Source organism: Streptomyces sp. NBC_01451 (assembly GCF_036227485.1).
Lineage (GTDB): Bacteria > Actinomycetota > Actinomycetes > Streptomycetales > Streptomycetaceae > Streptomyces.
The window spans coordinates 4,262,829-4,286,688 of record NZ_CP109479.1 but is presented as its reverse complement, the minus strand read 5'-3'; the positions used below and the strand labels follow the sequence as shown (position 1 = coordinate 4,286,688).

Annotated in this window: 25 protein-coding genes, 1 pseudogene and 1 riboswitch; of the genes and pseudogenes, 14 read left to right on the top strand and 12 right to left on the bottom strand. The window is 69.8% G+C overall.

The window, feature by feature from the left end:
- Nucleotides 1-89: 89 nt before the first annotated feature.
- On the bottom strand, nucleotides 90-557 hold the full coding sequence (locus tag OG595_RS18575) for a GNAT family N-acetyltransferase (RefSeq protein ID WP_329273495.1): 468 nt from the start codon (nucleotides 555-557) through the stop codon (nucleotides 90-92).
- Nucleotides 558-653: 96 nt separating this feature from the next.
- Nucleotides 654-1,145, bottom strand: a complete 492-nt coding sequence (locus OG595_RS18570) for a flavin reductase family protein (RefSeq protein WP_443073349.1) — start codon at nucleotides 1,143-1,145, stop codon at nucleotides 654-656.
- Between the two features lie 478 nt (nucleotides 1,146-1,623).
- Between OG595_RS18570 and cdgB the strand changes: the two genes are divergently transcribed.
- Nucleotides 1,624-3,354, top strand: a complete 1,731-nt coding sequence (gene cdgB / locus OG595_RS18565) for a diguanylate cyclase CdgB (protein WP_329273492.1) — start codon at nucleotides 1,624-1,626, stop codon at nucleotides 3,352-3,354.
- 203 nt (nucleotides 3,355-3,557) lie between these two features.
- The gene (locus OG595_RS18560) at nucleotides 3,558-4,550 is read left to right on the top strand and encodes a CBM35 domain-containing protein (RefSeq protein ID WP_329273490.1); all 993 of its coding nucleotides are present in this window, start codon (nucleotides 3,558-3,560) and stop codon (nucleotides 4,548-4,550) included.
- A gap of 41 nt (nucleotides 4,551-4,591) precedes the next feature.
- Here the strand turns inward: OG595_RS18560 and OG595_RS18555 are convergent, their stop codons facing one another.
- From OG595_RS18555 to OG595_RS18545, 3 genes are read right to left on the bottom strand one after another with little or no spacing between them, the layout of a single operon-like run.
- Nucleotides 4,592-5,533, bottom strand: coding sequence for a 1-phosphofructokinase family hexose kinase (locus OG595_RS18555; RefSeq protein ID WP_329273488.1), 942 nt, complete (start codon nucleotides 5,531-5,533; stop codon nucleotides 4,592-4,594).
- Nucleotides 5,534-5,557: 24 nt separating this feature from the next.
- Nucleotides 5,558-6,760, bottom strand: a complete 1,203-nt coding sequence (nagA, locus tag OG595_RS18550; protein WP_443073069.1) for an N-acetylglucosamine-6-phosphate deacetylase — start codon at nucleotides 6,758-6,760, stop codon at nucleotides 5,558-5,560.
- Nucleotides 6,760-7,701 (bottom strand): ROK family protein, encoded by a 942-nt coding sequence (locus OG595_RS18545; protein WP_329273487.1) that lies wholly within the window; start codon nucleotides 7,699-7,701, stop codon nucleotides 6,760-6,762. Before OG595_RS18545 ends, nagA begins: the two co-directional genes overlap by 1 nt.
- A 123-nt stretch (nucleotides 7,702-7,824) precedes the next feature.
- Here OG595_RS18545 and OG595_RS18540 point away from each other — a divergent pair.
- The 3 genes and pseudogenes from OG595_RS18540 (at nucleotide 7,825) to otsB (ending at nucleotide 10,455) form a co-directional block, all read left to right on the top strand.
- A pseudogene (locus OG595_RS18540) lies at nucleotides 7,825-9,080 on the top strand (extracellular solute-binding protein).
- 99 nt (nucleotides 9,081-9,179) lie between these two features.
- Nucleotides 9,180-9,413 carry a DUF3263 domain-containing protein gene (locus OG595_RS18535; protein ID WP_329273486.1) on the top strand — a complete coding sequence of 78 codons (234 nt, stop codon included), beginning with the start codon at nucleotides 9,180-9,182 and terminating at the stop codon, nucleotides 9,411-9,413.
- 196 nt (nucleotides 9,414-9,609) lie between these two features.
- Nucleotides 9,610-10,455, top strand: a complete 846-nt coding sequence (otsB, locus tag OG595_RS18530) for a trehalose-phosphatase (RefSeq protein ID WP_329273485.1) — start codon at nucleotides 9,610-9,612, stop codon at nucleotides 10,453-10,455.
- Here the strand turns inward: otsB and OG595_RS18525 are convergent.
- Both OG595_RS18525 and OG595_RS18520 read right to left on the bottom strand, forming a co-directional pair.
- Nucleotides 10,445-11,854 (bottom strand): alpha,alpha-trehalose-phosphate synthase (UDP-forming), encoded by a 1,410-nt coding sequence (locus OG595_RS18525; protein WP_329273482.1) that lies wholly within the window; start codon nucleotides 11,852-11,854, stop codon nucleotides 10,445-10,447. The genes otsB and OG595_RS18525 overlap by 11 nt on opposite strands.
- Before the next feature lie 88 nt (nucleotides 11,855-11,942).
- Entirely contained in the window at nucleotides 11,943-12,887 is a 945-nt protein-coding gene (locus OG595_RS18520) for a glucosyl-3-phosphoglycerate synthase (protein WP_329283003.1), read from the bottom strand.
- A gap of 164 nt (nucleotides 12,888-13,051) precedes the next feature.
- Nucleotides 13,052-13,199, top strand: a riboswitch (SAM riboswitch).
- Nucleotides 13,200-13,214: 15 nt separating this feature from the next.
- Between OG595_RS18520 and thrC the strand changes: the two genes are divergently transcribed.
- From thrC to OG595_RS18495, 5 genes are all read left to right on the top strand, one after another.
- Nucleotides 13,215-14,606 carry a threonine synthase gene (gene thrC / locus OG595_RS18515; RefSeq protein ID WP_329273480.1) on the top strand — a complete coding sequence of 464 codons (1,392 nt, stop codon included), beginning with the start codon at nucleotides 13,215-13,217 and terminating at the stop codon, nucleotides 14,604-14,606.
- 93 nt (nucleotides 14,607-14,699) lie between these two features.
- Nucleotides 14,700-14,975 carry a MoaD/ThiS family protein gene (locus tag OG595_RS18510; RefSeq protein WP_053746535.1) on the top strand — a complete coding sequence of 92 codons (276 nt, stop codon included), beginning with the start codon at nucleotides 14,700-14,702 and terminating at the stop codon, nucleotides 14,973-14,975.
- A 452-nt stretch (nucleotides 14,976-15,427) separates the two neighbouring features.
- The gene (locus OG595_RS18505; RefSeq protein ID WP_019057200.1) at nucleotides 15,428-15,634 is read left to right on the top strand and encodes a cold-shock protein; all 207 of its coding nucleotides are present in this window, start codon (nucleotides 15,428-15,430) and stop codon (nucleotides 15,632-15,634) included.
- A 392-nt stretch (nucleotides 15,635-16,026) separates the two neighbouring features.
- Nucleotides 16,027-17,655 carry a chaperonin GroEL gene (groL, locus tag OG595_RS18500; protein WP_329273478.1) on the top strand — a complete coding sequence of 543 codons (1,629 nt, stop codon included), beginning with the start codon at nucleotides 16,027-16,029 and terminating at the stop codon, nucleotides 17,653-17,655.
- Between the two features lie 277 nt (nucleotides 17,656-17,932).
- Nucleotides 17,933-19,057, top strand: coding sequence for an NADH:flavin oxidoreductase (locus OG595_RS18495; protein WP_329273476.1), 1,125 nt, complete (start codon nucleotides 17,933-17,935; stop codon nucleotides 19,055-19,057).
- A gap of 78 nt (nucleotides 19,058-19,135) precedes the next feature.
- Here OG595_RS18495 and OG595_RS18490 read toward each other — a convergent pair whose 3' ends face one another.
- The 4 genes from OG595_RS18490 to OG595_RS18475 all read right to left on the bottom strand — a co-directional run bounded on the left by OG595_RS18490 (nucleotide 19,136) and on the right by OG595_RS18475 (nucleotide 22,093).
- Entirely contained in the window at nucleotides 19,136-19,816 is a 681-nt protein-coding gene (locus tag OG595_RS18490; RefSeq protein WP_329273475.1) for a Uma2 family endonuclease, read from the bottom strand.
- A gap of 59 nt (nucleotides 19,817-19,875) precedes the next feature.
- On the bottom strand, nucleotides 19,876-20,712 hold the full coding sequence (locus OG595_RS18485) for a hypothetical protein (protein WP_329283001.1): 837 nt from the start codon (nucleotides 20,710-20,712) through the stop codon (nucleotides 19,876-19,878).
- 294 nt (nucleotides 20,713-21,006) lie between these two features.
- On the bottom strand, nucleotides 21,007-21,270 hold the full coding sequence (locus OG595_RS18480) for a DUF397 domain-containing protein (RefSeq protein WP_329273473.1): 264 nt from the start codon (nucleotides 21,268-21,270) through the stop codon (nucleotides 21,007-21,009).
- Nucleotides 21,251-22,093, bottom strand: coding sequence for a helix-turn-helix domain-containing protein (locus OG595_RS18475; protein WP_329273472.1), 843 nt, complete (start codon nucleotides 22,091-22,093; stop codon nucleotides 21,251-21,253). The genes OG595_RS18480 and OG595_RS18475 overlap by 20 nt, the downstream gene beginning before the upstream one ends.
- Before the next feature lie 111 nt (nucleotides 22,094-22,204).
- Between OG595_RS18475 and OG595_RS18470 the strand changes: the two genes are divergently transcribed.
- Nucleotides 22,205-22,450 (top strand): hypothetical protein, encoded by a 246-nt coding sequence (locus OG595_RS18470; protein WP_443073067.1) that lies wholly within the window; start codon nucleotides 22,205-22,207, stop codon nucleotides 22,448-22,450.
- Complete coding sequence (locus OG595_RS18465; protein ID WP_329273470.1) at nucleotides 22,443-22,646, top strand: hypothetical protein; 204 nt, start codon at nucleotides 22,443-22,445, stop codon at nucleotides 22,644-22,646. Before OG595_RS18470 ends, OG595_RS18465 begins: the two co-directional genes overlap by 8 nt.
- Nucleotides 22,647-22,714: 68 nt before the next feature.
- On the opposite strand, the gene OG595_RS18460 is transcribed toward OG595_RS18465, so the two are convergent.
- On the bottom strand, nucleotides 22,715-23,005 hold the full coding sequence (locus tag OG595_RS18460; RefSeq protein ID WP_443073348.1) for a DUF6355 family natural product biosynthesis protein: 291 nt from the start codon (nucleotides 23,003-23,005) through the stop codon (nucleotides 22,715-22,717).
- A 212-nt stretch (nucleotides 23,006-23,217) separates the two neighbouring features.
- Between OG595_RS18460 and OG595_RS18455 the strand changes: the two genes are divergently transcribed.
- The gene (locus OG595_RS18455; protein ID WP_329273469.1) at nucleotides 23,218-23,436 is read left to right on the top strand and encodes a type II toxin-antitoxin system VapB family antitoxin; all 219 of its coding nucleotides are present in this window, start codon (nucleotides 23,218-23,220) and stop codon (nucleotides 23,434-23,436) included.
- Nucleotides 23,427-23,846 carry a PIN domain nuclease gene (locus OG595_RS18450; RefSeq protein WP_329273467.1) on the top strand — a complete coding sequence of 140 codons (420 nt, stop codon included), beginning with the start codon at nucleotides 23,427-23,429 and terminating at the stop codon, nucleotides 23,844-23,846. Before OG595_RS18455 ends, OG595_RS18450 begins: the two co-directional genes overlap by 10 nt.
- The last annotated feature ends 14 nt before the right edge of the window (nucleotides 23,847-23,860 follow it).

Sequence of the window (23,860 nt, the reverse complement as noted above, 5' to 3'; positions counted from 1 at the left end):
CCTACCGAATGCTCGGTTCGGTCCGGCGCCGGGCTCCGGGCGCGAGTCCTGACATTTACGTTCGTACACGAAAAGGTCGCAGTGATCGGCTAGGCGAGTCTCAGCACCCCGACCGTCTGGCCGCCGCTGGTCTCCCCGGTGGGGGTGAAGCCGAGGCCCAGGTAGAAGGGCTCGGGCCCGGTCGGGCCGGGGTGCCAGGTGACGTAGAGGTCGGTGCCGCCGCGGCGGCGGATCTCGGCGGCGACGGACTCGACGGCGAAGCGGCCGTAGCCCTTGCCCTGTTCGTCGGCCGCGATGTTCAGGCGCCACAGGCCGGAGCGCAGGTCGGCGCCGGTGCCGCCCCAGGCGATGTCGAAGAAGGCCATGAGGAAGCCGACGGGCCGCTCGCCGTCGAGGATCAGCCGGGGCCAGGCGGTGCGCGGATGGATGTACGCCTCGGCCAGGGACTTCATGACCGGGTCGACCGCGTGTTCCTGGTCCGGGCGGACCCGTACGGCGACGGCGGCGTCGAAGTTGTCGGAGCTGATCCGCTCCAGCCGGAGCGTGTCGTTCGTCATACGGGCCAAGCTAAGGCGCCCGGTACCGGCGTGACCAGGGAGTTTCCCGTCGGCCCGGCTTCGGCCCGGCTCGGCCCGGTCAGGCCCGGTCCGGCTTCAGCCCAGCTGCCGGTAGCGGCCCCGGAAGTACGCCAGCGGGCCGGCGTCCGCGTTCGGCGTGGTCGCCGTCAGGACGCGGCCGATCACGAGGGTGTGGTCGCCGGCCGTCACCAGCTGTTCCGTCCGGCACTCCAGGGTGGCCAGCGCGCCGCCCACCAGGGGGGCGTCGGACGCCTCGCCCCGGACGACCGGCAGGTCCGCGAAGAGGAGACGGTCGCTGATGCGGTTCTTCATCGAGAACCGGCTCGCGATGTGCCGCTGGTCCTCCGCGAGGACGGAGACCGCCCACAGGGGCTGCTCGGCGAGCAGGTCGTCCATCCGGGAGCCCTCACGCACGCTGACCATGACCAGGGGCGGGTCCAGGGAGACCGACAGGAAGGCGGTCGCCGTCATGCCGACGTCCTCACCGCCGGGCGCGTTCGGGTCGTCCGGGTCGAGCGACGCCTCCTGTGCGGTCACCAGGACCACGCCCGAGGCCAGGCGGGACATCGCGGCGCGGAAGTCGTCGTTGCTCACTCCACCAGGATGCCCGGAGGGAGAGCGGGAGGGGACGGTGGTGGCGTGTGGGGCATGAGGGGCGTGTGGGGTGTTTGGGGCAGGAGTGACGGGTGTGGTGGAGGCGGTGGGTACGGCAGGGGGAGTCGGCACACGGAAAAGCTATTGCCCACTCCTGTGCCACCGCATCGGACCAGCGTCCGAACCCGGTCCTAGGACTCCCGACCGACACCCAATGATCGGGAACGGCCCCGCCGACTTCTCGTCGCCCGTATCCTCGCTCGTAGTATCCGCACGGATACAAAGTTTGCGTTCAGTAAACGCACAGGGAGAACTCAGAAACTCCACTCAATTGCTCATCTTTCGTTGTGACTTGAGTCACAGGTGACCTTTTTTGTTGACCCTGTGTACCGAGTGGGCAGCGCGCTGTGATTCAGTGGCGGAGAAGGTGGGATAGGCGGAAGGAGGGCGAATGGAGACCGACCAGGAGCCGTACGTCCGTCTCGCGACCTTGCGGCAACTGCACCAGGTCATGGCGGACATGAACACCGCGCGCAGTCTGGCGGACACCCTCCAGACCGTCGCCGACGGCGTGGTCAACGGCCTCGGATACGAGTTGGCCTGCGTCAACCTCGTCCGCCCCGACGGTGATCTCGTCGTCGCCGCCTTCGCCGGGAACTCCGCAGCCGAGGCCCTCATCACCGGCCGGGTCGGCTCGCGCGACTCCTGGGAACGCCGGCTCGCCATGGGCGAGGCCTGGGGAGACCTGGTCTTCATACCCCACACCGAGGGCTGGGTCCTCGACGACGACGACGTCCCGCAGTGGTACACCGACGGCCCCGCCCCGCGCTTCGAGGACGAGTGGCACCCCTCGGACCGGCTCTTCGCGCCGATGTTCACCCCGAGCGTGCCCGGCGGCTCGTGCGGCGAGCTGATCGGCGTGCTGTCCGTGGACCGGCCGCGCAACGGCCGCCGCCCGGGCGCATGGGGCAAGGAAGCGCTCCAGATGTACGCGTTCCAGGCCGCCATCGCGATCAGCAACGCACGTCTACGCGCGAATATGCAGCGGGCACTGGTCAGACTCGAACGCGAGCAGCAGGCGCTGCGAGCCAGCGAGGAAAGCTTCCGGCAGGCCTTCGAGTACGCCCCCTCCGGCATGGCCATAGCCGAGATGGGCGGCGACCAGCACGGGCGAATACTCCGCACCAACGACGCCCTGTGCCGTCTGCTGGGCCGCCCCGCCTCCGCGATGCGCCGCTACTCCTTCTCCGACCTCGTGCACCCCGAGGACATAGGCACCCTGCTGCGCACCTCCGCCGAGGGCGGACGCACCGAACTCCGGCTCGCCCGCCGGGACGGCTCCTACCTGTGGGTGTCGCTGCGCAACTCCGTCGTCGCGGACGCCACCGACGGCCCGCGCTTCCTGCTCACCCACGTCGAGGACATAGAGGAGCGCAAGCGCCGCGAGCTCCAGCTCGCCCACCGCGCCTCCCACGACTCCCTCACCGGTCTGCCCAACTCCGCCGAACTGCGCGCCCGGCTCAGCGCGCGCCTCTGCCAGCGCCCGCAGACGGCCGCGCCCGGCCTGGTCGAGTCGGTCGACGCGGCCTACGGCCACGGCCAGGTCGACCCCTACGGGACGCATGACCAGTACACGACGGCGCCGGTGCCCGTGCCGGACGGCGGACTCCAGCCGTACGACGTCAACGGCCACGGTTTCGACTTCCGCGCCGCCCCCGAGGCGTACGGCGCGTACGACCACCACGTCCACACCGTCGCCCCCGAGGGCGAACAGGACGACGGGACGAAGGGGCTCGCGGTCCTCTTCTGCGACCTCGACGGCTTCAAGTCGATCAATGACCGTTTCGGGCACAACGCCGGTGACGCGGTGCTGATCGAGGTGGCCCGGCGGCTCGGCGGGGCCGTGCGCGACGGCGACACGGTGGCCCGGCTCGGCGGCGACGAGTTCGTGGTCCTCGCCGACGGCCTCGGCCGGGCCGACGCCCAGGACCTCGCCGTACGCCTGCGCAACGAGATCATCCAGCCCATCCGGGTCGACGGCCGCGCGATGCGGGTCGGCGCGAGCTTCGGTATCGGGTGGGCACACTGCGGGATGACGGCGGACGAAGTCCTGAAGTCGGCCGACGAGCGGATGTACATCGAGAAACGATCTCGTCCCAAACAGCATCGTCGCGCGGGATGATCACCAGATCAGTGGCCCTGTAGCGATCTTGTAGCGGCTCCGTGCCTCCGGAGTCACCCGTTTGGGGCAGTGGGAGCGGGTAGGCTCGTTATTCGCATTGCATGTTTCGCATTGCATGCTTCCCAGGACCTACCAGGACCTCGCAACACCCTGTGGTCCACCCCGCAGAAGTCCCACCCCGCACCTGTTGAGGAGACCAAGGGATGACGCCCGGCAACAGCGGCGCGAGCACGCCCGAGGACGACGATCCGTTCGGCTACCTGTACGAAGACGGGCGGGCCAACGGAGCTCAGCCGCCGAGCAGCGGCTACGGCTACCCGAACTCGGTCGGCCGGGTGCGGCCGGTCGGCGAGCGCCAGTACAGCCCCCCGGCGGGTCCGGTGCAGGCTCCCGGCCAGGGCCAGCAGCCCGCGTACGGCCAGACGGCCCCGACCGCGCAGTACGGTCAGGCGATCCCGCAGCAGCAGGGGGCGTACGGCAGCCCGAACACCCACTACCAGGCGCCCGAGGCCTTCGGCGGCGGCCCCACGGCCCCGCAGCAGCCCGCGTACGGCGGTGGTGGCGGCAGCAGAGGCGGGCGGGGCTCCGGCCCCAACACCAAGGGACTGCTGATCGGCGCCATCGCGGTGGTCGCCGCGGTCGTCATAGGTATCGGCGTGGCCATGATGGGCGGCGACGACGACAAGGAGAAGGGCAGCGAGGCCGGAGCCACCCCGACGACCGGACAGAGCGCCGAGCCGTCCCCGTCGGCCAGCACCTCGGCGGCCTCGGAGGACGAACTCCCGGCCATCGACGCGAAGGCCCTGCTGCTCGGCGGCGGCGCCGCCACCACATCGGACGTCGAGGGCGCGAAGGCGGCCGGCGGTGTCTACGTGGGCAACTTCAACAACGTGGGTGCGTCGGTCACGTGGAACGTCAGCGGCATCGCGAAGAAGGGCACCTACCGGCTGTACGTCCTCTACGGCGTACCCGGCAAGGACGCCACCGCGACGCTGACGGTCAACGGCACTGCCCAGTCCCGCCCGGTCAACCTGGGCAACTTCGCCAATGCCGACGAGGGCGACTACGCGAAGGGCTGGACGAACACCTGGGCGTCCGTCCAGCTGAACAAGGGCACCAACGAGCTCAAGATCTCCTGCGAGCAGGGGAACCAGTGCGACGTCAACATCGACCAGCTGTACCTGGCGAAGGGCTGACCTGACGGCGGCGGGGCCCCGTCGACCCGGGGCCCGGAGCCTCAGGCCGCCGTCGCCCCGCTCGTCACCGTCACTTGTCCCGTCAGCTCCTCGTACACGGCGTGGTCGAACTCGCCCGCCACCGGGGCCAGTACCGTCGCCGTCGACAGGGCCACCGCGCGGATCAGGCGTTCGGGCCAGGGGAGTTGGTCGACCAGGCCCGACAGCAGGCCCGCGACCGCCGAGTCGCCGGCGCCCGTCGGGTTGCCCCGGACGCGGGCCGGCGGGGTCGCCCGCCAGTGGCCCTCCGGGGTCGCCGCGAGGAGCCCGTCGGGGCCGAGTGAGGCCACCACGGCCCGTGCCCCGCGTCTGCGGGCGTCCCGGGTGGCCTGCGACGGCTCGTGGGAGCCGGTGAGTTCGGCGAGTTCACCGGCGTTCGGCTTGACCAGGTCGGGGCGGGCGGCGACCCCGCGCCTGAGCGGCTCCCCGTCGGCGTCGAGGAGCACGGGCACGCCCGCTGCCCGTGCCGTGCGGACGAGGTCGGCGTACGCCCCCACCGGCACCCCCGGTGGCAGGCTGCCGCAGAGGGCCACCACGGAGACGGACGGCAGCAGTCCCTCGTACACGTCCTGGAAGGCGGACCACTCGGCCGGGGTGATCTGTGGGCCGGGCTCGTTGAGCTGGGTCGGGTGCGGGGTCAGGTCCGTGGCCGTGTCCTCGACCACCGCCACCGTGCGGCGGGTCGAACCCGACACCGGGACCAGGGCGTCCAGCACGCCTGGTGTGGCGGTGAGTTGGTCCTGTACGGCCCGTCCGGCCGGGCCGCCCGCGAAGCCGGTGACCGCCACCTCGTGGCCGAGGGCGGCCAGGACCCGGGCCACGTTCAGGCCCTTGCCGCCGGGGCGTTCGGTCACCGAGGTGACCCGGTGGGAGGCGTACGGGCGTAACTCCCTTACGCGGTAGGTGATGTCGAGCGCGGTGTTCAGTGTGACGGTGAGGATCATCCCGTCGACCTCCCCCCTCTCAGCTCAGGGCAGTTGGGGCTTCAATACCCAACTCCCCTTGCGCATCACTCCCTTGACCGTGAAGTCCGCGTCCAGCAGGACCAGGTCCGCGTCCTTGCCCGGTTCCAGGGACCCCACCCGGTCGTAGATCCCCAGCAGCCGGGCCGGGTTGGCGGACAGGGCGGCGACCGCGTCCGGGACCGGGAGCCGGTCGACGGTGACCGCCCGTTTGAAGGCGCGGTCCAGGGTGAGCGTGGAGCCCGCGATCGAACCCCCTTCGACCAGTCGCGCCACGCCCTCGCTGACCTCGACCTCCAGCGGGCCGAGCAGATAGCGGCCGTCGCCGAAGCCGGCCGCGTCCATCGCGTCCGTGATGAACGCCACGCGGTCCGCGCCCGCGTGGTGGAAGGCGAGTTGGAGGGAGGCGGGGTGCAAGTGCGTGCCGTCGTTGATGAGTTCGACGGTGACGCGCTCGTCTTCGAGGAGGGCGGCGATCGGGCCCGGGGTGCGGTGTCCCAGGGCCGGCATCGCGTTGAAGAGGTGCGTGGCGACGGTGGCGCCCGCGTCGATGGCCTCCACCGTCTGCTCGTACGTCGCGTCCGTGTGCCCGATCGCGGCGAGGACGCCGTGCTCGACGAGCAGCCGTACGGAGTCGAGGCCGCCGGGGAGTTCGGTGGCGAGGGTGACCATGGCGGCCCGGCCGCGCGCCGCGTCGACCAGCTTGCGGACGTCCGCCGGGTCCGGGTCGCGCAGCAGTGCCTCGGAGTGGGCGCCCTTGCGGCACGGCGAGATGAAGGGGCCCTCGAAGTGGACGCCGGCGATGTCGCCCTGCTCGGCGAGTTCGGACAGGAGGCCGGCCTGGGCGGTGAGGGTGTCCATGTCGCCGGTGACGGTGCTCGCGACGAGGGTGGTGGTGCCGTGGATCCGGTGGGTGTGGATGCCCTTGAGGATGTCCTCGGCGGTGCCCGAGGTGAAGGAGGCTCCGCCTCCACCGTGGTTGTGGAGGTCTACGAAACCGGGTACCAGCCAGTGGTCGCTCACGTCGATCTCGTGGGCGCTCTCGTGCGGGCGCCCGGTGAACCTGGTTCCCTCGACGGCGAGTTGGGCGCCGTCGGTGATTCCTGTGGGGAGTACGGCTCTGGCGCCCCTGAACACCAGGCTGTGGGGAGTGTGCGGGACGGTGGGGGCTGGTCGCGCAGTTCCCCGCGCCCCTGGGTCGGGTGCCATCAGGGCGTTACCTCCGTGAGGTCTGTGGTGGTCAGGAGATCCCAGGCGAGCAGGCCCGCGCCCAGGCAGCCTGCCGTGTCTCCGAGGGCTGCGGGGGCGATGACCGGAAGCTTCTGGAAGGTGATCCGTTCCTGGACGGCGGCGCGCAGTGCTGTGAACAGGGTGTCGCCCGCTTCCGCCAGGCCGCCGCCGATGATCAGGGTGCGCGGGTCCAGCAGGGTGAGGGCGGTGACCAGGCCGTCGGCGAGGGCGTCGACCGCGTGCTGCCAGACCCGGTGGGCGCGCGGGTCGCCGGAGCGGACGGCTTCGGCGCAGTCCGCCGCGTCCGCGCCGGGGGTGCCGGAAGCCGCGGCCCATGCCTCGCTCACCGCCGCCGCCGACGCGTACCGTTCCAGACAGCCGAGCTGGCCGCACGGGCACGGGGTCCCGCCGGGCCGTACGACGATGTGGCCGATCTCGCCCGCGAAGCCGTGCGCGCCCGCCTCCACCCGGCCGTCGACGCCGATGGCGCCCGCGATCCCGGTGCCGAGGGCGACGAAGAAGAAGCGGTCGGCTCCCTGGCCGGCCCCGATCCGTCCCTCCGCGAGGCCGCCGGTGCGTACGTCGTGGCCGAGGGCGACCGGCAGGCCGAGCCGTTCGGCGAGCAGGTCGCGCAGGGGTACGTCGTGCCAGCCGAGGTTCGCCGCGTAGACGGCGAGGCCGCGTTCGGCGTCGACGATGCCGGGGACGGAGACTCCGGCGGCGGCGGCGTTCTCGCCGAGGTGGGCGATGCCGTGGGCGCGCAGGTCGGCGGCGAAGCCGAGGATCTCCTCGACCACGGCGTCGGGGCCGCGCTCGCGTCCGGTCGCCCGGCGCGTCTGGTGGAGCAGAGCGCCGTCCGGCCCGATGAGGGCGGCTTTCATCGCGGTGCCGCCCACGTCGAGGGCGATGACATGTCTCACGGGGACAGTGTGGCCCGTCGACCCGGAAGAGGTCTAGTCCACTTACGTGGTGTAGACCTTATATGACGGAGAAATTGAACGTACCAATGAACATGTATGTGAACGACCAGTTGGGATTCTGTGGTGCAGCGGCGTAGGACAGGCATGATCGCGGCGGTCTCCGCCCTCGCGATGACGGCGGTACTCGGTGGCTGCGGAGGAGCCGGCTCGGGTGAGGTCAGCTGGTCGCCGCCGACTACGGCGACTCCGGCGCCAACAGCTCCCGGAAGTACTGGGACGACCTCGTCGAGGAGTACGAGAAGACCCACCCGGATGTGCGCGTCGACGTCAGCGTCCACTCCTGGAACGACGTCGACCGCGAGGTCAAGGAGATGGTCGCCGCCGGTGACGCGCCCGACCTGGCGCAGATCGGCGCGTACGCCGACTACGCGGCCAAGGGCGAGCTGTACCAGGCCGACGAACTCCTCTCCATCCCGACGCAGGCCGACTTCGTCGGGCATCTGGCCGACGCCGGAAAGGTCAGCCGCACCCAGTACGGCATGCCCTTCGCCGCCTCCACCCGCCTCCTCTTCTTCAACAAGAAGCTCTTCACCGAGGCCGGTCTCACCCCGCCCACCACCTGGAGCGAGCTGGCCGCCGACGCCGCCGCGCTGAAGGAGGAGGGCGTGAAGTACCCGTACGCCCTCCCGCTCGGGCCGGAGGAGGCGCAGGCCGAGGCCATGCAGTGGCTGCTCAGCGGCGGCGACGGCTACACCAGCGAGGTCGGCACCTACGGCATCGACTCCCCGCAGAACATCAGGACGTTCACCTGGCTCAAGGACGAACTCGTCGACAAGGGCCTCACCGGGCCCGTCGCCCCCGGCAGGCTCAACCGGGCCGCCGCCTTCGCCGCCTTCGCGCGCGGGGAGGTCGGCATGCTCAACGGCCATCCCTCGCTGATGAAGACCGCGGTGGCCAAGGGGGTGGACGTCGGCATGGTGCCGATGCCGGGCGAGAAGAGCTCGACGCGGTCCGCGATGGGTGTCGCCGACTGGATGATGGCCTTCAGGAAGAACGGCCACCGGAGCGAGGCCGGCGAATTCCTCGACTTCGTCTACGACGAGAAGAACGTGCTCGCCTTCTCCCGCGAGTACGACCTGCTGCCGGTCACCTCCTCCGCCTCCAGGACGATGTCCACCGCGGCCCGGGACAAGGACCTCGCCCCCTTCCTGGAGGAACTCCCGACCGCCCAGCTCTACCCGGTCGGCAAGACGTCCTGGGCGCAGGTCAGTGCCGACATCAAGCAGCGGATCGGTACGGCGTTCGCGCCGGACGGCGACCCGGCGGCGGTCCTCACCACGCTGCAGAAGCAGGCCAACTCGGAGGAGAACGCCGAGTAGGCCGGAACCGGGTCGACACCGCCTTCGAGGCCACCCACCCCGGCATCCGGAAGGCCGACGACCTCTCCTCTGTCGGTGGCGGGGGCTACGGTTTCCGTCATGGACGGACAGCAGCTGGGGCGACGGGAACAGGACATTCTCGCGCTGGAGCGCCGGGGGTTCGCGGGGCCGGGTGCGAAGGAACGGGCGATCCGTGAGGAGCTGGGGTTGGCGCCGGTGCGCTACTACCAGCTGCTCAACGCGCTGCTGGACGACGAGCGGGCGCTGGCGTGCGACCCGGTGACGGTGAACAGGCTGCGGAGGGTGCGGGAGGTCCGGCGGGGCGAGCGATAGCCGACGCCGGGTTTCCTCGCCCCCGCCGCCCCTACCCGTCCCGTCCCTGGGGGCTGCCGCCCCCAGACCTCGCTTTCGGCCCTTAAGGGGCCTCGTCCTCAAGCGCCGGACGGGCTGAAATCCGGCCTCTCCGGCGTTTGAGGAGCGAGGGTTCGGGGGCGGAGTCCCCTGGGACGGGACGGGTAGGGTCGAAGTCATGGACTCGTTGCCCACGCCCGTGACGCAGGCCGGCCGGGACGGGCTGGATGCCATCCTTGCCCGGCCCGCCGGCGCCGTCGTCGTCCTCGACTTCGACGGGACCCTCGCTCCGATCGTCGCCGACCCCGAGCAGGCCCGCGCCCACCCCGACAGCCTCCCCGCACTCTCCGCCCTCGCCCCTCTCGTCGCATCCGTCGCCGTCCTCACCGGCCGCCCCGCCGGTGTCGCCGTCCGGCACGGCGGTTTCGCCGGAGTGCCCGGTCTGGAGCACCTCGTCGTCCTGGGCCACTACGGCACCGAACGCTGGGACGCCGTGACCGGCACGGTCAGCGCCCCCGCCCCGCACCCCGGCGTCGCCGCCGTCCGCGCCGAACTCCCCGGGTTCCTCGAACGGTTCGGTGCCTGGCAGGGCACCTGGATCGAGGAGAAGGGCCGGGCCCTCGCCGTGCACACCCGGCGCGCGGCGGACCCGCAGGCCGCGTTCGAGGCCCTGCGCGAGCCCCTCGCCGACCTGGCGACCGGACACGGTCTGATCGTCGAACCCGGGCGCTTCGTGCTGGAGCTGCGCCCGCCCGGCATGGACAAGGGCGTCGCCCTGGAGAAGTACCTCCGCGAGACCGGCGCCACCTCGGTCCTCTACGCCGGCGACGACCTCGGCGACCTCCCGGCGTTCGCGGCGGTGGAGAAGCTCCGCCAGAACGGCGTCCCGGGCCTGCTGGTGTGCAGCGGCAACAGCACCGAGGCGGTGACGGAACTGGCGGAACGCGCCGACCTGGTCGTCGACGGCCCCGCAGGTGTCGTACAGCTGCTGACGGCCCTCGGCCGGGCGGTCGTCAGTCGCTGAGCGCGTTCAGCTGGTCCAGGAACCACTGGGCCGGCGGCAGCGCGGTCGCCGCCGCGGCCAGCCGCTTCGTGCGCTCCGCCCGTTCGCCGGCCCCCATGTTCAGCGCCTCCTCCAGCGCCCGCGCCGTCTGCGTCACGTCGTACGGGTTCACCACGATCGCGTCCTCGCCCAGCTCCTCGTACGCCCCCGCCTCCCGCGACAGCACCAGCGCGCACCCCTCGTCGGAGACCACCGGGATCTCCTTGGCGACGAGGTTCATGCCGTCGCGGATGGGGTTGACGAGGGCCACGTCGGCGAGGCGGTAGGCGGCCAGGGAGCGGGCGAAGTCGTCCTTGACGTGGAGGACGACCGGGGTCCAGGTCGCTGTTCCGTACGTCTTGTTGATGTCGTCCGCCACCCGCTGGACCTCGGCCGTGTAGTCGCGGTAGACGGCGAGGTCCTGCCGGGAGGGGTAGGCGAACGCGACGTGCACGACCCGCTCCCGCCACTCCGGGCGGTCCTCCAGCAGCTGCCGGTAGGCCAGCAGGCCCCGCACGATGTTCTTCGACAGCTCGGTACGGTCCACCCGCACGATCGTCTTGCGGTCGCTGCCGCCGATCTCCTCGCGCAGGGCGGCCATCCGCTCCTCGACGTCCGGCTGGTGCGCGCGCCCGCGCAGGAAGTCCGCGTCCGCGCCCAGCCCGTGCACCCCGATCCGCGTGTCGCCGACCCCGCCGACCAGGTCCGTGCAGCAGGCGGTGAACGCGTCCGCCCACCTGCGGGTGAGGAAACCGAGGCGGTCCGCGCCGAGCATGCCGCGCAGGAGCTGCTCGGAGATGTCGTACGGCAGCATCCGGAAGTAGTCCGCCGGTGCCCACGGTGTGTGCGAGAAGTGGCCGATGCGGAGGTCGGGGCGGAGGGAGCGGAGCATCCCGGGGACCAGGCACAGGTGGTAGTCCTGGACCACCACCGACGCGCCCTCGGCCGCCTCCGCCGCCAGCGCCTGGGCGAACGCGCGGTTGTAGGCCTCGTACGACGCCCACTGGCGCCGGAACTCCGCGTCGAAGACCGGCTCCAGCGGGGTCTGGTACAGCATGTGGTTCACGAACCACAGCACGGAGTTCGCGATGCCGTTGTACGCGTCGGCGTGCACGTCGGCCGGGATGTCGAGCATCCGTACGCCCGCCTCGGCCTCCCCGCGCCGGACGGCCTCGCGGTCGCCGTCGCCGAGGGCGGAGCAGACCCACAGGGAGTCCGCGTCCGACCCGATCGCCGACAGACCGGAGACCAGCCCGCCACCGCCGCGCCGGGCGTGCAGCGAGCCGTCCTCACGGACCTCGTACGTGACCGGGCCGCGGTTGGACGCGACCAGCACTCGGTATCCGCCCGGACCACTCTGCACACCATGCGTCGAAGCCATAGGGCTCAACCTAGCCCGGCCCGTAAAAGCTCAAACGTACACACGTACGCATCAGCCGTATACGAACCCGCACCGGAGCTGTGCCGGCCTACGCGACCTTCCTCCTCGCGTACTCCGCGACGTCCGCCATCGGCGGCCGTTCCTCCGTGTCCACCGAGTACGTGCGCGGCTCGAAACCGTCCTCCCCGCGCTCGAACTGAGTGATCGAGGGGCGGATCAGATGGCCCCGGGCCAGCCGGAGCTGCGCGGTGCGGTAGATCGCGGCGGACATCCGGCCCAGGGCGCGGCCGTCCTGGTGGCGGTGCTTGCGCACACCCACGTCGACCTGCGCCAACGCGTCCAGGCCCACCAGGTGCAGGGAGTCGATCAGCATGCCCAGCTCCACGCCGTAGCCGACGGGGAACGGGAGCTGTTCGAGGAGCGAGCGGCGGGCCGCGTACTCGCCGCCGAGCGGCTGGACGAAGCCGGCCAGCTGCGGCCAGTGCATGTTGAGGAGGGGCCGCGCCATGAGTTCCGTCACCCGGCCGCCCTGTCCGGCCGCCTGGCCGAGCGGACGGTCGTACATCGCCTTGACGAGGTCGACACCCGGGTCCGTGAGCAGCGGGCCCACGATCCCGGAGACGAAGTCCGACGAGAACTCCTTCAGGTCCGCGTCGATGAAGCAGACGATGTCCCCGCTGGTGACCAGGAGAGAGCGCCACAGCACCTCGCCCTTGCCCGGCACGGCAGGGATGCGCGGCAGGATGTCGTCGCGGTGGACGACGCGGGCGCCCGCCGCGGCGGCCACCTCGGAGGTGCGGTCGGTCGATCCCGAGTCGATGACGACGATCTCGTCGACGAGCGGGACCTTCAGCATCAGGTCGCGACGGATGACGGCCACGATCTCGCCGACCGTCTCCTCCTCGTTGAGCGCGGGCAGTACGACACTCACCGTGGCGTTCGAGGAACGTTTCGCGGCCACGATCTTCTTCAGGGGGCGGTCGCCAACGGACCAGGAGCGTGTGTTCAGCCAGCGCTCGACGTCTTCCAGCACGTGCGGCTCTCCCTTGCGTTCCATGGGGGAAGCGCGAGCGATCTTCTATCTCGCGGTTCGGACGGCTCCCACCACCATCCAAGCCTTCGGTTACAGTCTTGAACAACGCGGGTGACCATCGCATGTCCGAGGTCATCGGTGTTCACAACCTCACAACTTCATACCGCTCATCCAGAGGGGCAGAGGGATACGGCCCGATGAAGCCCCGGCAACCCTCCAGCCGATCCTGTCGCAGGTCATGCGGCGAGGTTCCCGGCTCGGGAAGGTGCCAAATCCGTCTCATGGCGAAACGCGTCGTGAGAAAGATGAGGAAAGGGCTTCGCCTCCATGGCTGCGCAAACTGCTCTGAGCACCGAGAGCACCACTTCCGGCTCCGTCACCACTGACTCCGTCACCTCCGTTGATCTCGGCCCCGCCGTGGCGCTGTCCTGCTCCGTCACCACTGACTCCGTCACCTCCGTTGATCTCGGCCCCGCCGTGGCGCTGTCCTGCCGCGAATGCGGCCACCGCGTCCCCCTCGGTCCGGTGTTCGCCTGCGAGGAGTGTTTCGGCCCCCTGGAGATCGCCTACGACTTCGCCGTCCACTCGGCGGCCGACACCGAGGAACTCCGCAAGCGCATCGAAGCGGGACCCGCGAACATCTGGCGCTACGCGCCCCTTCTGCCCGTCCCCGCGAACGTCGCCGAGAAGCCGAACATCAATCCCGGCTGGACCAAGCTCGTCCAGGCCGACAACCTCGCCCGCGAGCTGGGTGTCGACGCCGGCAAGCTCTTCGTCAAGGACGACTCCGGCAACCCGACGCACTCCTTCAAGGACCGGGTCGTCGCCCAGGCCATCGAGGCCGCCCGCGCCTTCGGCTTCACCACTCTCTCCTGCTCCTCCACGGGCAACCTGGCCGGTGCCGTCGGCGCCGCCGCCGCCCGGGCCGGTTTCCGCTCCTGCGTGTTCATCCCGCACGACCTGGAGCAGGGCAAGGTCGTCATGGCCGCGGTGTACGGCGGCGAGCTCGTCGGCATCGAGGGCAACTACGACGACGTGAACCGCTTCTGCTCCGAGCTGATCGGCGACCCGGCCGGCGAGGGCTGGGGCTTCGTCAACGTCAACCTGCGGCCCTACTACGCCGAGGGCTCCAAGACCCTGGCGTACGAGATCTGCGAGCAGCTCGGCTGGCAGCTGCCCGACCAGCTCGTCGTGCCCATCGCCTCCGGGTCGCAGCTCACGAAGATCGACAAGGGTCTCCAGGAGCTGATCAAGCTCGGGCTGGTCGCCGACAAGCCGTACAAGATCTTCGGCGCCCAGGCGGAGGGCTGCTCGCCGGTGTCCGTGGCCTACAAGGCCGGGCACGACGTCGTACGGCCGCAGAAGCCCAACACCATCGCCAAGTCCCTGGCGATCGGCAACCCGGCGGACGGGCCGTACGTGCTGGACATCGCGCGGCGGACCGGCGGGGCGGTGGAGGACGTGAACGACGAGCAGGTGGTCGACGCGATCCGGCTGCTCGCCCGCACGGAGGGGATCTTCGCGGAGACCGCCGGTGGTGTGACCGTGGGTGTCACGAAGAAGCTGATCGAGAACGGACTGCTGGACCCGACCCTCACGACCGTGGTGCTGAACACCGGTGACGGTCTGAAGACGTTGGACGCGGTGGCCGATACCGGGCTGACTGCGACGATTCGGCCCAGTCTTGAGTCGTTCCGTGAGGCTGGGCTCGCTTCTTAAAAGAGGTCGTCGTTCGTCTGCGCCGCCGGTGGGGGCTGGTCGCGCAGTTCCCCGCGCCCCTTTGGGGCGCTCCACCTGACCGGAGGTCACATCGTGAGCGTTTCCGTCCGCATCCCCACCATTCTGCGTACCTACACCGGTGGGCAGGCCGAGGTGGCCGCCGAGGGCGGGACCCTCGCCGAGGTCATCGCCGATCTGGAGAAGAACCACACCGGGATCGCCGCCCGGGTGCTCGACGACCAGGGGAAGCTGCGGCGCTTCGTCAACGTGTACGTCAACGACGACGACGTCCGCTTCGAGCAGGGGCTGGAGACGGCGACGCCGGACGGTGCGGGCGTGTCGATCATCCCGGCCGTCGCCGGCGGCTGAGGCCCGTTGATACCGGCCAGTAGTAACCGTCGGTAACATCGATTACCGAGAGTTCATCGAATTGCCCCCTCCGTGAGAGAAGCGGAGGGGGCAATTCTGTATGGTTGAGCGCGGTACAGTTTGGGAAGCCGCACCACTTCGCTCGCCGCACGCGTATTAATTCCTGCCGCGCACCCAACGAGAAGTAGCCAAAGTGTGCAGGCCTTTTGCGTTTTTTGTTCTCTTTGCGGGGCCCGTCTTGCCCTGAATCCGCGTGAATTCTCCGCATATTTACTGACCTGGTGTGCCCGGATTTCTCGTCCGACTGACCTGTTGCAGAGGGCAGTTGGACAGATACATTCGGCCGCGGTCGACGCGTTCCGGCGCACACCTCCACCGGTTGGGGGGGTGAGGTCTGACCCGGATCCGCGAAGTGCGGATCCGTGCAAGGGCCAGTAATAGGGGAGTTAGGCATGGCTCAGGGCACCGTCAAGTGGTTCAACGCGGAGAAGGGGTACGGCTTCATCGCGGTCGACGGTGGTGCGGATGTTTTCGTCCACTACAGCGCGATTCAGATGGACGGCTACCGCACCCTCGAGGAAGGTCAGCGGGTCGATTTCGAGATCTCGCAGGGCCAGAAGGGGCCGCAGGCGGACATGGTCCGTCTGGCGACCAGCTGAAGCAACGCGCCGGCGCATCGCAAGCGACGTTCTTCTTCCTTCGTTGAAGGATTCGATGGGCTCGTACCTCGTGGGACCTCACGGGGTGCGGGCCCATCGGCATGTCCGCCGACTCCCCGCGGGCAGTCTGTCGGGGAGTCCGTCGGCATGCCTACCGGCCCGTAGGTACCCCCCTGTTCACCTGCGGATCTTCGAGAGCCGCTTGCACTCGGCAGGGGCGAGTGCTAATCATTGGCGTTAGCACTCTGAAGGTGAGAGTGACAACTGAAGGACCGGGTGGGTGAGGCCCGCAGGCCAGGTGGTGCAAGGAATCACCAAGGCAGGCAGGCCGTCCGTCGCGGGCGCCAGCGCGGTCCGGAGCAATCCACCCCAGTCCGGGAGGACCACTTCACATGGCCAAGATCATCGCGTTCGACGAGGAGGCACGGCGCGGTCTCGAGCGCGGGATGAACCAGCTCGCCGACGCCGTCAAGGTCACCCTCGGCCCCAAGGGCCGAAACGTCGTCCTCGAGAAGAAGTGGGGCGCCCCCACGATCACCAACGATGGTGTTTCCATCGCCAAGGAGATCGAGCTCGAGGACCCGTACGAAAAGATCGGCGCCGAGCTGGTCAAGGAAGTCGCGAAGAAGACGGACGACGTAGCCGGTGACGGCACGACGACCGCGACTGTCCTGGCCCAGGCGCTGGTCCGCGAAGGACTGCGCAACGTCGCCGCGGGTGCGAACCCGATGGCGCTGAAGCGCGGTATCGAGAAGGCCGTCGAGGCCGTCTCCGGTGCCCTGCTCGACCAGGCGAAGGAGGTCGAGACCAAGGAGCAGATCGCTTCGACCGCCTCCATCTCCGCCGCCGACACGCAGATCGGCGAGCTCATCGCCGAGGCGATGGACAAGGTCGGCAAGGAAGGCGTCATCACCGTCGAGGAGTCCCAGACCTTCGGTCTGGAGCTGGAACTCACCGAGGGCATGCGCTTCGACAAGGGCTACATCTCGGCGTACTTCGCGACCGACATGGAGCGCATGGAGTCCTCGCTGGAGGACCCCTACATCCTCATCGCGAACTCCAAGATCTCCTCGGTCAAGGACCTGCTCCCGCTCCTGGAGAAGGTCATGCAGTCGGGCAAGCCGCTGCTGATCATCGCCGAGGACGTGGAGGGCGAGGCCCTCTCGACCCTGGTCGTCAACAAGATCCGCGGGACCTTCAAGTCCGTCGCGGTCAAGGCCCCGGGCTTCGGCGACCGCCGCAAGGCGATGCTGAACGACATCGCGATCCTCACGGGTGGCGAGGTCATCTCCGAGGAGGTCGGTCTCAAGCTGGAGAACACCTCCCTGGACCTCCTGGGCCGTGCGCGCAAGGTCGTCATCACCAAGGACGAGACCACGATCGTCGACGGCGGCGGCTCCGCCGACCAGGTCGCCGGCCGGGTCAACCAGATCCGCGCCGAGATCGAGAACTCGGACAGCGACTACGACCGCGAGAAGCTGCAGGAGCGCCTGGCGAAGCTCGCCGGCGGTGTTGCGGTCATCAAGGCCGGTGCCGCGACCGAGGTCGAGCTCAAGGAGCGCAAGCACCGCATCGAGGACGCCGTTCGCAACGCGAAGGCGGCCGTCGAAGAGGGCATCGTCGCCGGTGGTGGCGTGGCCCTGCTCCAGGCCTCCTCGGTCTTCGAGAAGCTGGAGCTGACGGGTGACGAGGCGACCGGCGCGAACGCCGTGCGGCTCGCCCTGGAGGCCCCGCTCAAGCAGATCGCCGTCAACGGTGGCCTTGAGGGTGGCGTCATCGTCGAGAAGGTCCGCAACCTTCCCGTCGGCCACGGCCTCAACGCCGCGACCGGTGAGTACGTCGACATGATCGCCGAGGGCATCATCGACCCGGCGAAGGTGACGCGCTCCGCGCTGCAGAACGCCGCGTCGATCGCCGCGCTCTTCCTCACCACCGAGGCCGTCATCGCCGACAAGCCGGAGAAGGCCGGTGCCGGCGCCGGTGCCGGTGGCGGCATGCCGGGCGGTGACATGGACTTCTGATCGACCTCTGGTTGATCACCGTCCTTCGTACCGAGGGCGGCACCCTTCTCCTTACGGGGAGGGTGCCGCCCTCGGGCGTTTGCGGGACCCCGGGGGACTCCGGGTACTCCGGGGACCGTGAGGTGTCGCGCGCAGTGGCCGGGATCACATCAGTCCTTGCCCGCGGGCCGGAATGGAGGGCGACAGTCGGCAGTTGATGCACGTGCATGCATGTACGCGTATGTGTCGTGCGCCCGCACCTCCGCTCATCTTCCGTCCCCTCCCCAGGAGCCCCCACGTGACAGCCCCCGCCCAGACCTCCCGCGCGGCCCAGATCCTGTCCCGCCCCGTCACGCTGAACGGCCTGACCGTGCCGAACCGGATCGTGATGGCGCCGATGACACGCAAGTTCTCGCCCGGTGGCGTCCCCGGCGAGAACGTCGCCTCGTACTACGCGCGCCGCGCGGGCGCCGGGGTCGGCCTGATCGTCACCGAGGGCACCTACGTCGGACACGAATCCGCCGGTGACAGCGACGGCGTCCCCCGTTTCCACGGCGAGGAGCAGCTCGCGGGCTGGGCGAAGGTCGCCGACGCCGTGCACGCGGCCGGCGGGCGGATCGTGCCGCAGCTGTGGCACATCGGCATGGTCAGGGAGGCCGGGCAGCCCCCGTTCGCCGACGCCCCGCCGGTCGGCCCGTCCGGACTGCGGCTGGACGGCACCGCCGGTGCGGGCAAGGAGATGACGCAGGAGGACCTCGACGACGTCATCGACGCGTTCGTCGAGGCCGCGGTCGCCGCCGAGCGCCTCGGCTTCGACGGAGTCGAACTGCACGGCGCCCACGGCTACCTGATCGACCAGTTCCTGTGGGCAGGCACCAACCGCCGCACGGACGCGTACGGGGGTGACCCGGTCGCCCGTACGAAGTTCGCGGCGGAGATCGTGGCCGCCGTGCGCGAGGCCGTCTCCGCGTCGTTCCCGATCATCTTCCGGTACTCGCAGTGGAAGTCGGGTGCCTTCGACGCCCGCATCGGCGAGACCCCCGAGGAGCTGGAGTCGATCCTGACCCCGCTCGCGGCAGCGGGCGTGGACGCCTTCCACGCCTCGACGCGCCGCTACTGGCTCCCCGAGTTCGACGGCTCGGACCTCAACCTGGCCGGCTGGACGAGGAAGCTCACCGGCAGGCCCACGATCACCGTCGGCTCGGTCGGCCTCGACGGCGACTTCATTCGGGGCTTCGCGGGCGAGGGCGCGCCGCTCAAGAGCATCGACGACCTCCTGGACCGCCTGGAGAACGAGGAGTTCGACCTCGTGGCCGTGGGCCGCGCGCTGCTCCAGGACCCGGAGTGGGCGGCGAAGGTCCTGGGGGACAGGACGGGCGAGCTGAAGGCCTACGACGCGGCGGCGCTGGGGTCTTTGAGCTGAGCCGAGTCGAGTCACGGTTGTGCGGTTGTCGGTGGGCGGCTCCTTTTCGGGGCCGCCCTTCGCGGTGTCGGCAGGGCTTCAGTCGGCGTAGGCCTTGAGCTGCTCGGTGTCGAGGGTGATTCCCACGGGGTGCGGGATCGCCACGGTGGCCCCCCAGGGGTAGGGCGAGACCTGCTGGTATCGGCCGTCCTTCGGCTCGCTGAACACCGTGACGGTGTTGTTGTCGCGGTCGACGAGAAGGTAGACGGGGATGTCGGCCGCCGCGTAGCCGACGGGCTTGTCGATGCGGTCGCGCTGGTCGGTGTCCCGGTCGTGGGAGGTGATCTCCACGGCCATGAGGGCGCCGTCGGGGTTGGACCACTCTCGGTGGCCCTTGAAGTGGTCCACGGGTGCCAGGAAGCCGTCGGTGCGCGCGCGACCCTTCCGGTAGGCCTCGGCCTTGACGCCCCGTTCGGGTGCGAGGTCGAGGTCAGGGCGCTGCTGCATGCACTGGCGAAGCAGCCACATGTAGATCGACGTGTGGTTGCCGTCCGGCATGGCCTTGACCCTTACTTTTCCGTTGATGTACTCCAGCCGCACGGTTTCGGGAGCCACGGCGGCAAGTTCCTCGAATTCGTCGACGTCGAGCGGGCCGTGGCGGATGCACAGCCTTCCGCCGAGGAACTCCAGACGGTTCCGCAGCTCGCGCGGAGCCCTGCGGACGAGTTCCTCGAAGTCCTCGACGGACATCTGCGGGCGGTCAGCGGTGTCAGGGGTCATGGCATTGCCTCCTTCCTCACATCGTGCCCTGGAGTGGCCTTGCCGGACCGTTGGAGCTGTCATACGAGTGTCCTTTCCTGGCGCTTCCGGGCCATCGCAGCGCGAATTTCCGCTGCCCGGGCGTGGATTGTCGGTGCGAGCGGGGGCGTATCGCGGTGAGCGGGAGCGCACTCGCCCCGACACTCCCCGCACACGCCCCCCGCCAGCGCCTTCGCCCGCCCCGGCACCCCGCACTTCGCGCACTCCAGCATTCGCAGCGGCGGCCGTACGGCGGCAGGCTCGGGCGGGAGCTTGCTGGTCAGGCGCCTGCGGATCAGGGCGGCCGGGGAGTGGACCGGGGTCGGCAGGCCGGCGGTCAGGGCGTGCCGTACGGACTCCTCGTTCGCCCCGCGCTCGAACCACTCCCCGACCAACGGGGCCAGCGCCGCGCAGTCCGCCTCGGACAGGGACAGGGCGGGGGCGGTACGGCCGAGGGCGGCGAGCAGGATGAACGCGCGGGAGCGGGTCGGACGGCGGCTGCCTGGTTCCTCCGGGGACTCCGCCTCGTACTCCGTCGGTACGTCGCCCCGCGTGAACCTCGCCCACCAGTCGTCGCCGCGTGCCGTGCGGGTGAACCACGTTCGGGTGATCCACAGTTGACTGCCGGTGCCGGTCAGATGTTCGCGGCCCCGGCGCAGATGGCCCGCCCGGCGAAGGTTGTTGAGGGTCGTGCGGAGCGCGCACTGGCCGTACGGGAGGTGCTTGGCCAGCGTCTTCACGGAGATGTCGGCCCCGCCGGGCAACCGGTCGATGTACGCGGCGACCGCTGCCTCGCGCGGCGGCAGATGCGCGAAGTCGTGGTTCGTGCGGGGGCGTTGGTCGGGGGCCTCGCGCTTGCCGTAACCCGGATTCGCCATCGGATGGGGCGGGGTCGCGTGCGCGGGCAGGACGGCAGCACTAAAGTTGGCTTCAGCCACGGGATCGCTCGTTTCGATCTCTGAGGTCAGACCCCCGCAGGTGTTGACGCACCTGGCGGGGGTTGTTCGTTATTTCGGCACGCTAGCTCCTCGTGACTCTGCGTGGCAAGCCGAACGCGTCAAGTCAACACGCGGGGAGGGTGGGTGGGTTGAGACCCACCTCCCAATCCTCAGAAACAGGGCTCGATGCCCGAATCCCGAAGCTCAGGGAGGTTCGGGGGGAGTTGAGGATGCTCAGGGCTTGAGGTTCTCGACGAATGCCGACCACGCCTCCGCCCGGAACGCGAGCTTCGGGCCCTGCGGGTTCTTGGAGTCGCGGACGGGGACGAGGGCGGGGTGGCCGTCGGCCACTTCCAGGCAGTCGCCGCCCTCGCCGCCGCTGTACGACGACTTGCGCCAGCGGGCGACCTCAAGGCAGTTCCCGCCCTCGCCGCCGCTGTACGACGACTTGTGCCAGGTGGCCGTGCTCAGGGCGTGCTCAAGAGTGTTCTTCTCCATGTTCGTAATCGTGCGCCACCGACTCGATGAGGGCCAGTGAATCTTGAGGCGAAAGTGCCGCCGCCTGGAGGAGGTTGAAGGTGAGGGTGTGGCGGGCGACGGTGGCCGGGTCGTCCAGGAGCTTTCCCATGTTCGGACCCTCGACGAAGGAGAGCGGGGGTGCGTCGTCGAACTCCATGAGCTTCAGCGAGCCGGTCATCGAGGCGTGAGCCCCGGAGCCGAACGGCAGTACCTGCACGATGATCCGATGCTGCCGGATCAGTGCGGCGACATGTCGCAACGCCTCCGCCATCACGGCCGCGCCGCCGACCACCCGCCGGAGCACCGCCTCGTCCAGAACCGACCACAACAAAGGGGTTGTTGGGTTGTCGAGGAGACGGGTGCGGTCGAGGCGGCTGGCCACGTCTTGGTCGATCTCGGTGTCCGAAGCTGTCGGCTTGTACGCGCGGAACACCGCCGCCGCGTACGCCGCCGTCTGGAGCAACCCGGGGATGAGGAGATGGGAGTGCTGCCTGATGGCCGCAGCCATCGCCTCAGCCTCCGCCGCCTCGGCGAAGTGGTCCGGGTACTTCGACTTGGCCAGCGCAGCGCAGTTGCGCTCGAAGAAGTCCTTCGTGCCCAGGATCTGGTCTATCTGGACGGCGTACTCGTGCATCATCCGCCGGGTGCCGGCTTCCATCTGCCCGATGAACGAACCGCTGACGAAGAGGGGTCGGCCCAGTTCGTCCTGGCTCAGGCCCGCCGCCTCGCGGGCGTGGCGGAGTTCGGCGCCCAGGAAGGCACGGGGTGAGGAGGAGGGGTCGAGGTCCTTCGAACCTGCCATGGCGGCAACTCCCTGTCGGACACATGGGGTTGTTGGGATGTCGTCTCTGGCCAGGTTAGACGGGTGACCGCCACGCTGTGTGGAGAAAGTGAACACTCAGAGTGGAGAGGAATGGGCGGCGTGACGGAGCTGATGTCGGACGGGCGGCTGCTGACGACCGAGGAGATCGTGGCGCGGTTGCGGGCGGCGCTGGAAGGGGTCGGCGTGGTTCTGCCGTCGCTGGGCGTCGACCCGGTGAGCGGGGCGAGCAGGGAGCCGTTCGCGCTGGTGGCTCTCGGGCGCTGCAACGTCCGTACGGCGACGCGGCTGGCCGCCGTGCTGGAGGGTGTGGCCGTGGGGGAGGGCGAGGGTGCGTGAGGTGACGTACGCCCTCGACGTGCGCGACGGGCGCATCGGGGAGGTCATGGGGCGCGAGGGCGGATACGTGCAGCTGCGGCCCGTGGGCGGCGGGTGCGAGTGGGACTGTCCGCCGGAGGCGCTGGGGGACGTGCCGCCGGGGGACCTGCTGCGGGCGCGGGTGCGGCGGGTCAATCGGGAGGGGCGGCTGCCGTGAGTCGGGTGGCGGGTGATCCGGCCCGGCCGGGGGCCGGGCCGGATCAGTTCAACTCAGGTCAGGCCAGGTCAGCAGAGGCGGCCGGTGTAGAACGCGCCGTCGATCTTGCTGCTGCTGCCGAGCCAGGTGTCGCCGGGGGCCACGCACTTCTCGTAGTTCGGGCCCCACACCTCGACCTCGATGACGATGCGGGAGCCGTCGCCCGTGCAGTGGTTGTAGTACGCGTCGCTGCCCGTCTCGTAGAACCCGCAGGGGTTCGCGGCGGCGGTGGCCGCCGGTGTGGCGACGGCGAGCACCAGGGCGCCGGTGAGGGGGCCGACGACGGCGAGGGCGGTGGTCAGGAAGCGGCGGACGTTCAAGGAGACTCCCGGCGAAGTGCTGATGCGGTCACCGGCAGCATTGATGATCACCGGCCGCTGATCCGGCCACATTGCCTCGGACGAGGGACCTGGTTCACCCGGTCGTGTGGATCAAGGTTTGCGGTCCGGCCGGTCGGAGCCGAGCTGCGGGAATTGCTCAGGGCACCATTTCTGAGGGAATCGATGCATACTGAGGAGAGGGAATCGTGTGTATGGAGGAAGCTGTGTCGCGTACCATGATCGACCTCGATGATGCACTCATTGCCGAGGCCGCGGAAATACTGGGCACCACGACCAAGCGAGCCACGGTGAACGGCGCCCTGGCGGAGTTCGTGGCGGCGGCGAAGCGGCAGCGGTTCATGGACATGCTGGAAGACGGGGTCTTCAGCGACCTCGGCGATCCGGAAGTGATGGCGAAGGCGTGGCGGTAGAGCGGTATCTCGTCGACAAGAGTGTGTGGGCGCGTACCGGAAACCCGTCGGTCAGGTCTGTGTTGATGCCACTTGTGCAGCGGGGGCTCCTGGCGGCGTGCGCTGTGATCGACCTCGAGATCCTGTTCAGCGCTCGTAACGGCGAAGAGCATGCGGCGGGTCGGTCGGTCCGCAAGGGCTTCGAGTGGCTGCCTCTCACCGATGAGATCGGCGCTCGGGCCATCGAGGTCCAAGGGCTTCTGGCGGAGAAAGGCATGCACCGCGAGGCGTCCATCCCGGACCTGCTGATCGCTGCCACGGCTGAGCGGTACGGAGTGACGGTGCTGCACTACGACGGCGACTTCGAGCACATCGCCGACATCACAGGGCAGCCCGTCGAGTGGGTCGTGGAGCGTGGGTCCGTGCCGTGAGCGAGGGCACGGAG

What these genes read in the sequence shown, in the direction of transcription:
- OG595_RS18575 (WP_329273495.1), bottom strand. Translation starts at nt 557, where the DNA reads ATGACGAACGACACGCTCCGGCTGGAGCGGATCAGCTCCGACAACTTC.
- OG595_RS18570 (WP_443073349.1), bottom strand. Translation starts at nt 1,145, where the DNA reads ATGTCCCGCCTGGCCTCGGGCGTGGTCCTGGTGACCGCACAGGAGGCG.
- cdgB (WP_329273492.1), top strand. Translation starts at nt 1,624, where the DNA reads ATGGAGACCGACCAGGAGCCGTACGTCCGTCTCGCGACCTTGCGGCAA.
- OG595_RS18560 (WP_329273490.1), top strand. Translation starts at nt 3,558, where the DNA reads ATGACGCCCGGCAACAGCGGCGCGAGCACGCCCGAGGACGACGATCCG.
- OG595_RS18555 (WP_329273488.1), bottom strand. Translation starts at nt 5,533, where the DNA reads ATGATCCTCACCGTCACACTGAACACCGCGCTCGACATCACCTACCGC.
- nagA (WP_443073069.1), bottom strand. Translation starts at nt 6,760, where the DNA reads ATGGCACCCGACCCAGGGGCGCGGGGAACTGCGCGACCAGCCCCCACC.
- OG595_RS18535 (WP_329273486.1), top strand. Translation starts at nt 9,180, where the DNA reads ATGGACGGACAGCAGCTGGGGCGACGGGAACAGGACATTCTCGCGCTG.
- otsB (WP_329273485.1), top strand. Translation starts at nt 9,610, where the DNA reads ATGGACTCGTTGCCCACGCCCGTGACGCAGGCCGGCCGGGACGGGCTG.
- OG595_RS18525 (WP_329273482.1), bottom strand. Translation starts at nt 11,854, where the DNA reads ATGGCTTCGACGCATGGTGTGCAGAGTGGTCCGGGCGGATACCGAGTG.
- thrC (WP_329273480.1), top strand. Translation starts at nt 13,215, where the DNA reads ATGGCTGCGCAAACTGCTCTGAGCACCGAGAGCACCACTTCCGGCTCC.
- OG595_RS18505 (WP_019057200.1), top strand. Translation starts at nt 15,428, where the DNA reads ATGGCTCAGGGCACCGTCAAGTGGTTCAACGCGGAGAAGGGGTACGGC.
- groL (WP_329273478.1), top strand. Translation starts at nt 16,027, where the DNA reads ATGGCCAAGATCATCGCGTTCGACGAGGAGGCACGGCGCGGTCTCGAG.
- OG595_RS18490 (WP_329273475.1), bottom strand. Translation starts at nt 19,816, where the DNA reads ATGACCCCTGACACCGCTGACCGCCCGCAGATGTCCGTCGAGGACTTC.
- OG595_RS18485 (WP_329283001.1), bottom strand. Translation starts at nt 20,712, where the DNA reads ATGGCGAATCCGGGTTACGGCAAGCGCGAGGCCCCCGACCAACGCCCC.
- OG595_RS18480 (WP_329273473.1), bottom strand. Translation starts at nt 21,270, where the DNA reads ATGGAGAAGAACACTCTTGAGCACGCCCTGAGCACGGCCACCTGGCAC.
- OG595_RS18475 (WP_329273472.1), bottom strand. Translation starts at nt 22,093, where the DNA reads ATGGCAGGTTCGAAGGACCTCGACCCCTCCTCCTCACCCCGTGCCTTC.
- OG595_RS18470 (WP_443073067.1), top strand. Translation starts at nt 22,205, where the DNA reads ATGGGCGGCGTGACGGAGCTGATGTCGGACGGGCGGCTGCTGACGACC.
- OG595_RS18455 (WP_329273469.1), top strand. Translation starts at nt 23,218, where the DNA reads ATGGAGGAAGCTGTGTCGCGTACCATGATCGACCTCGATGATGCACTC.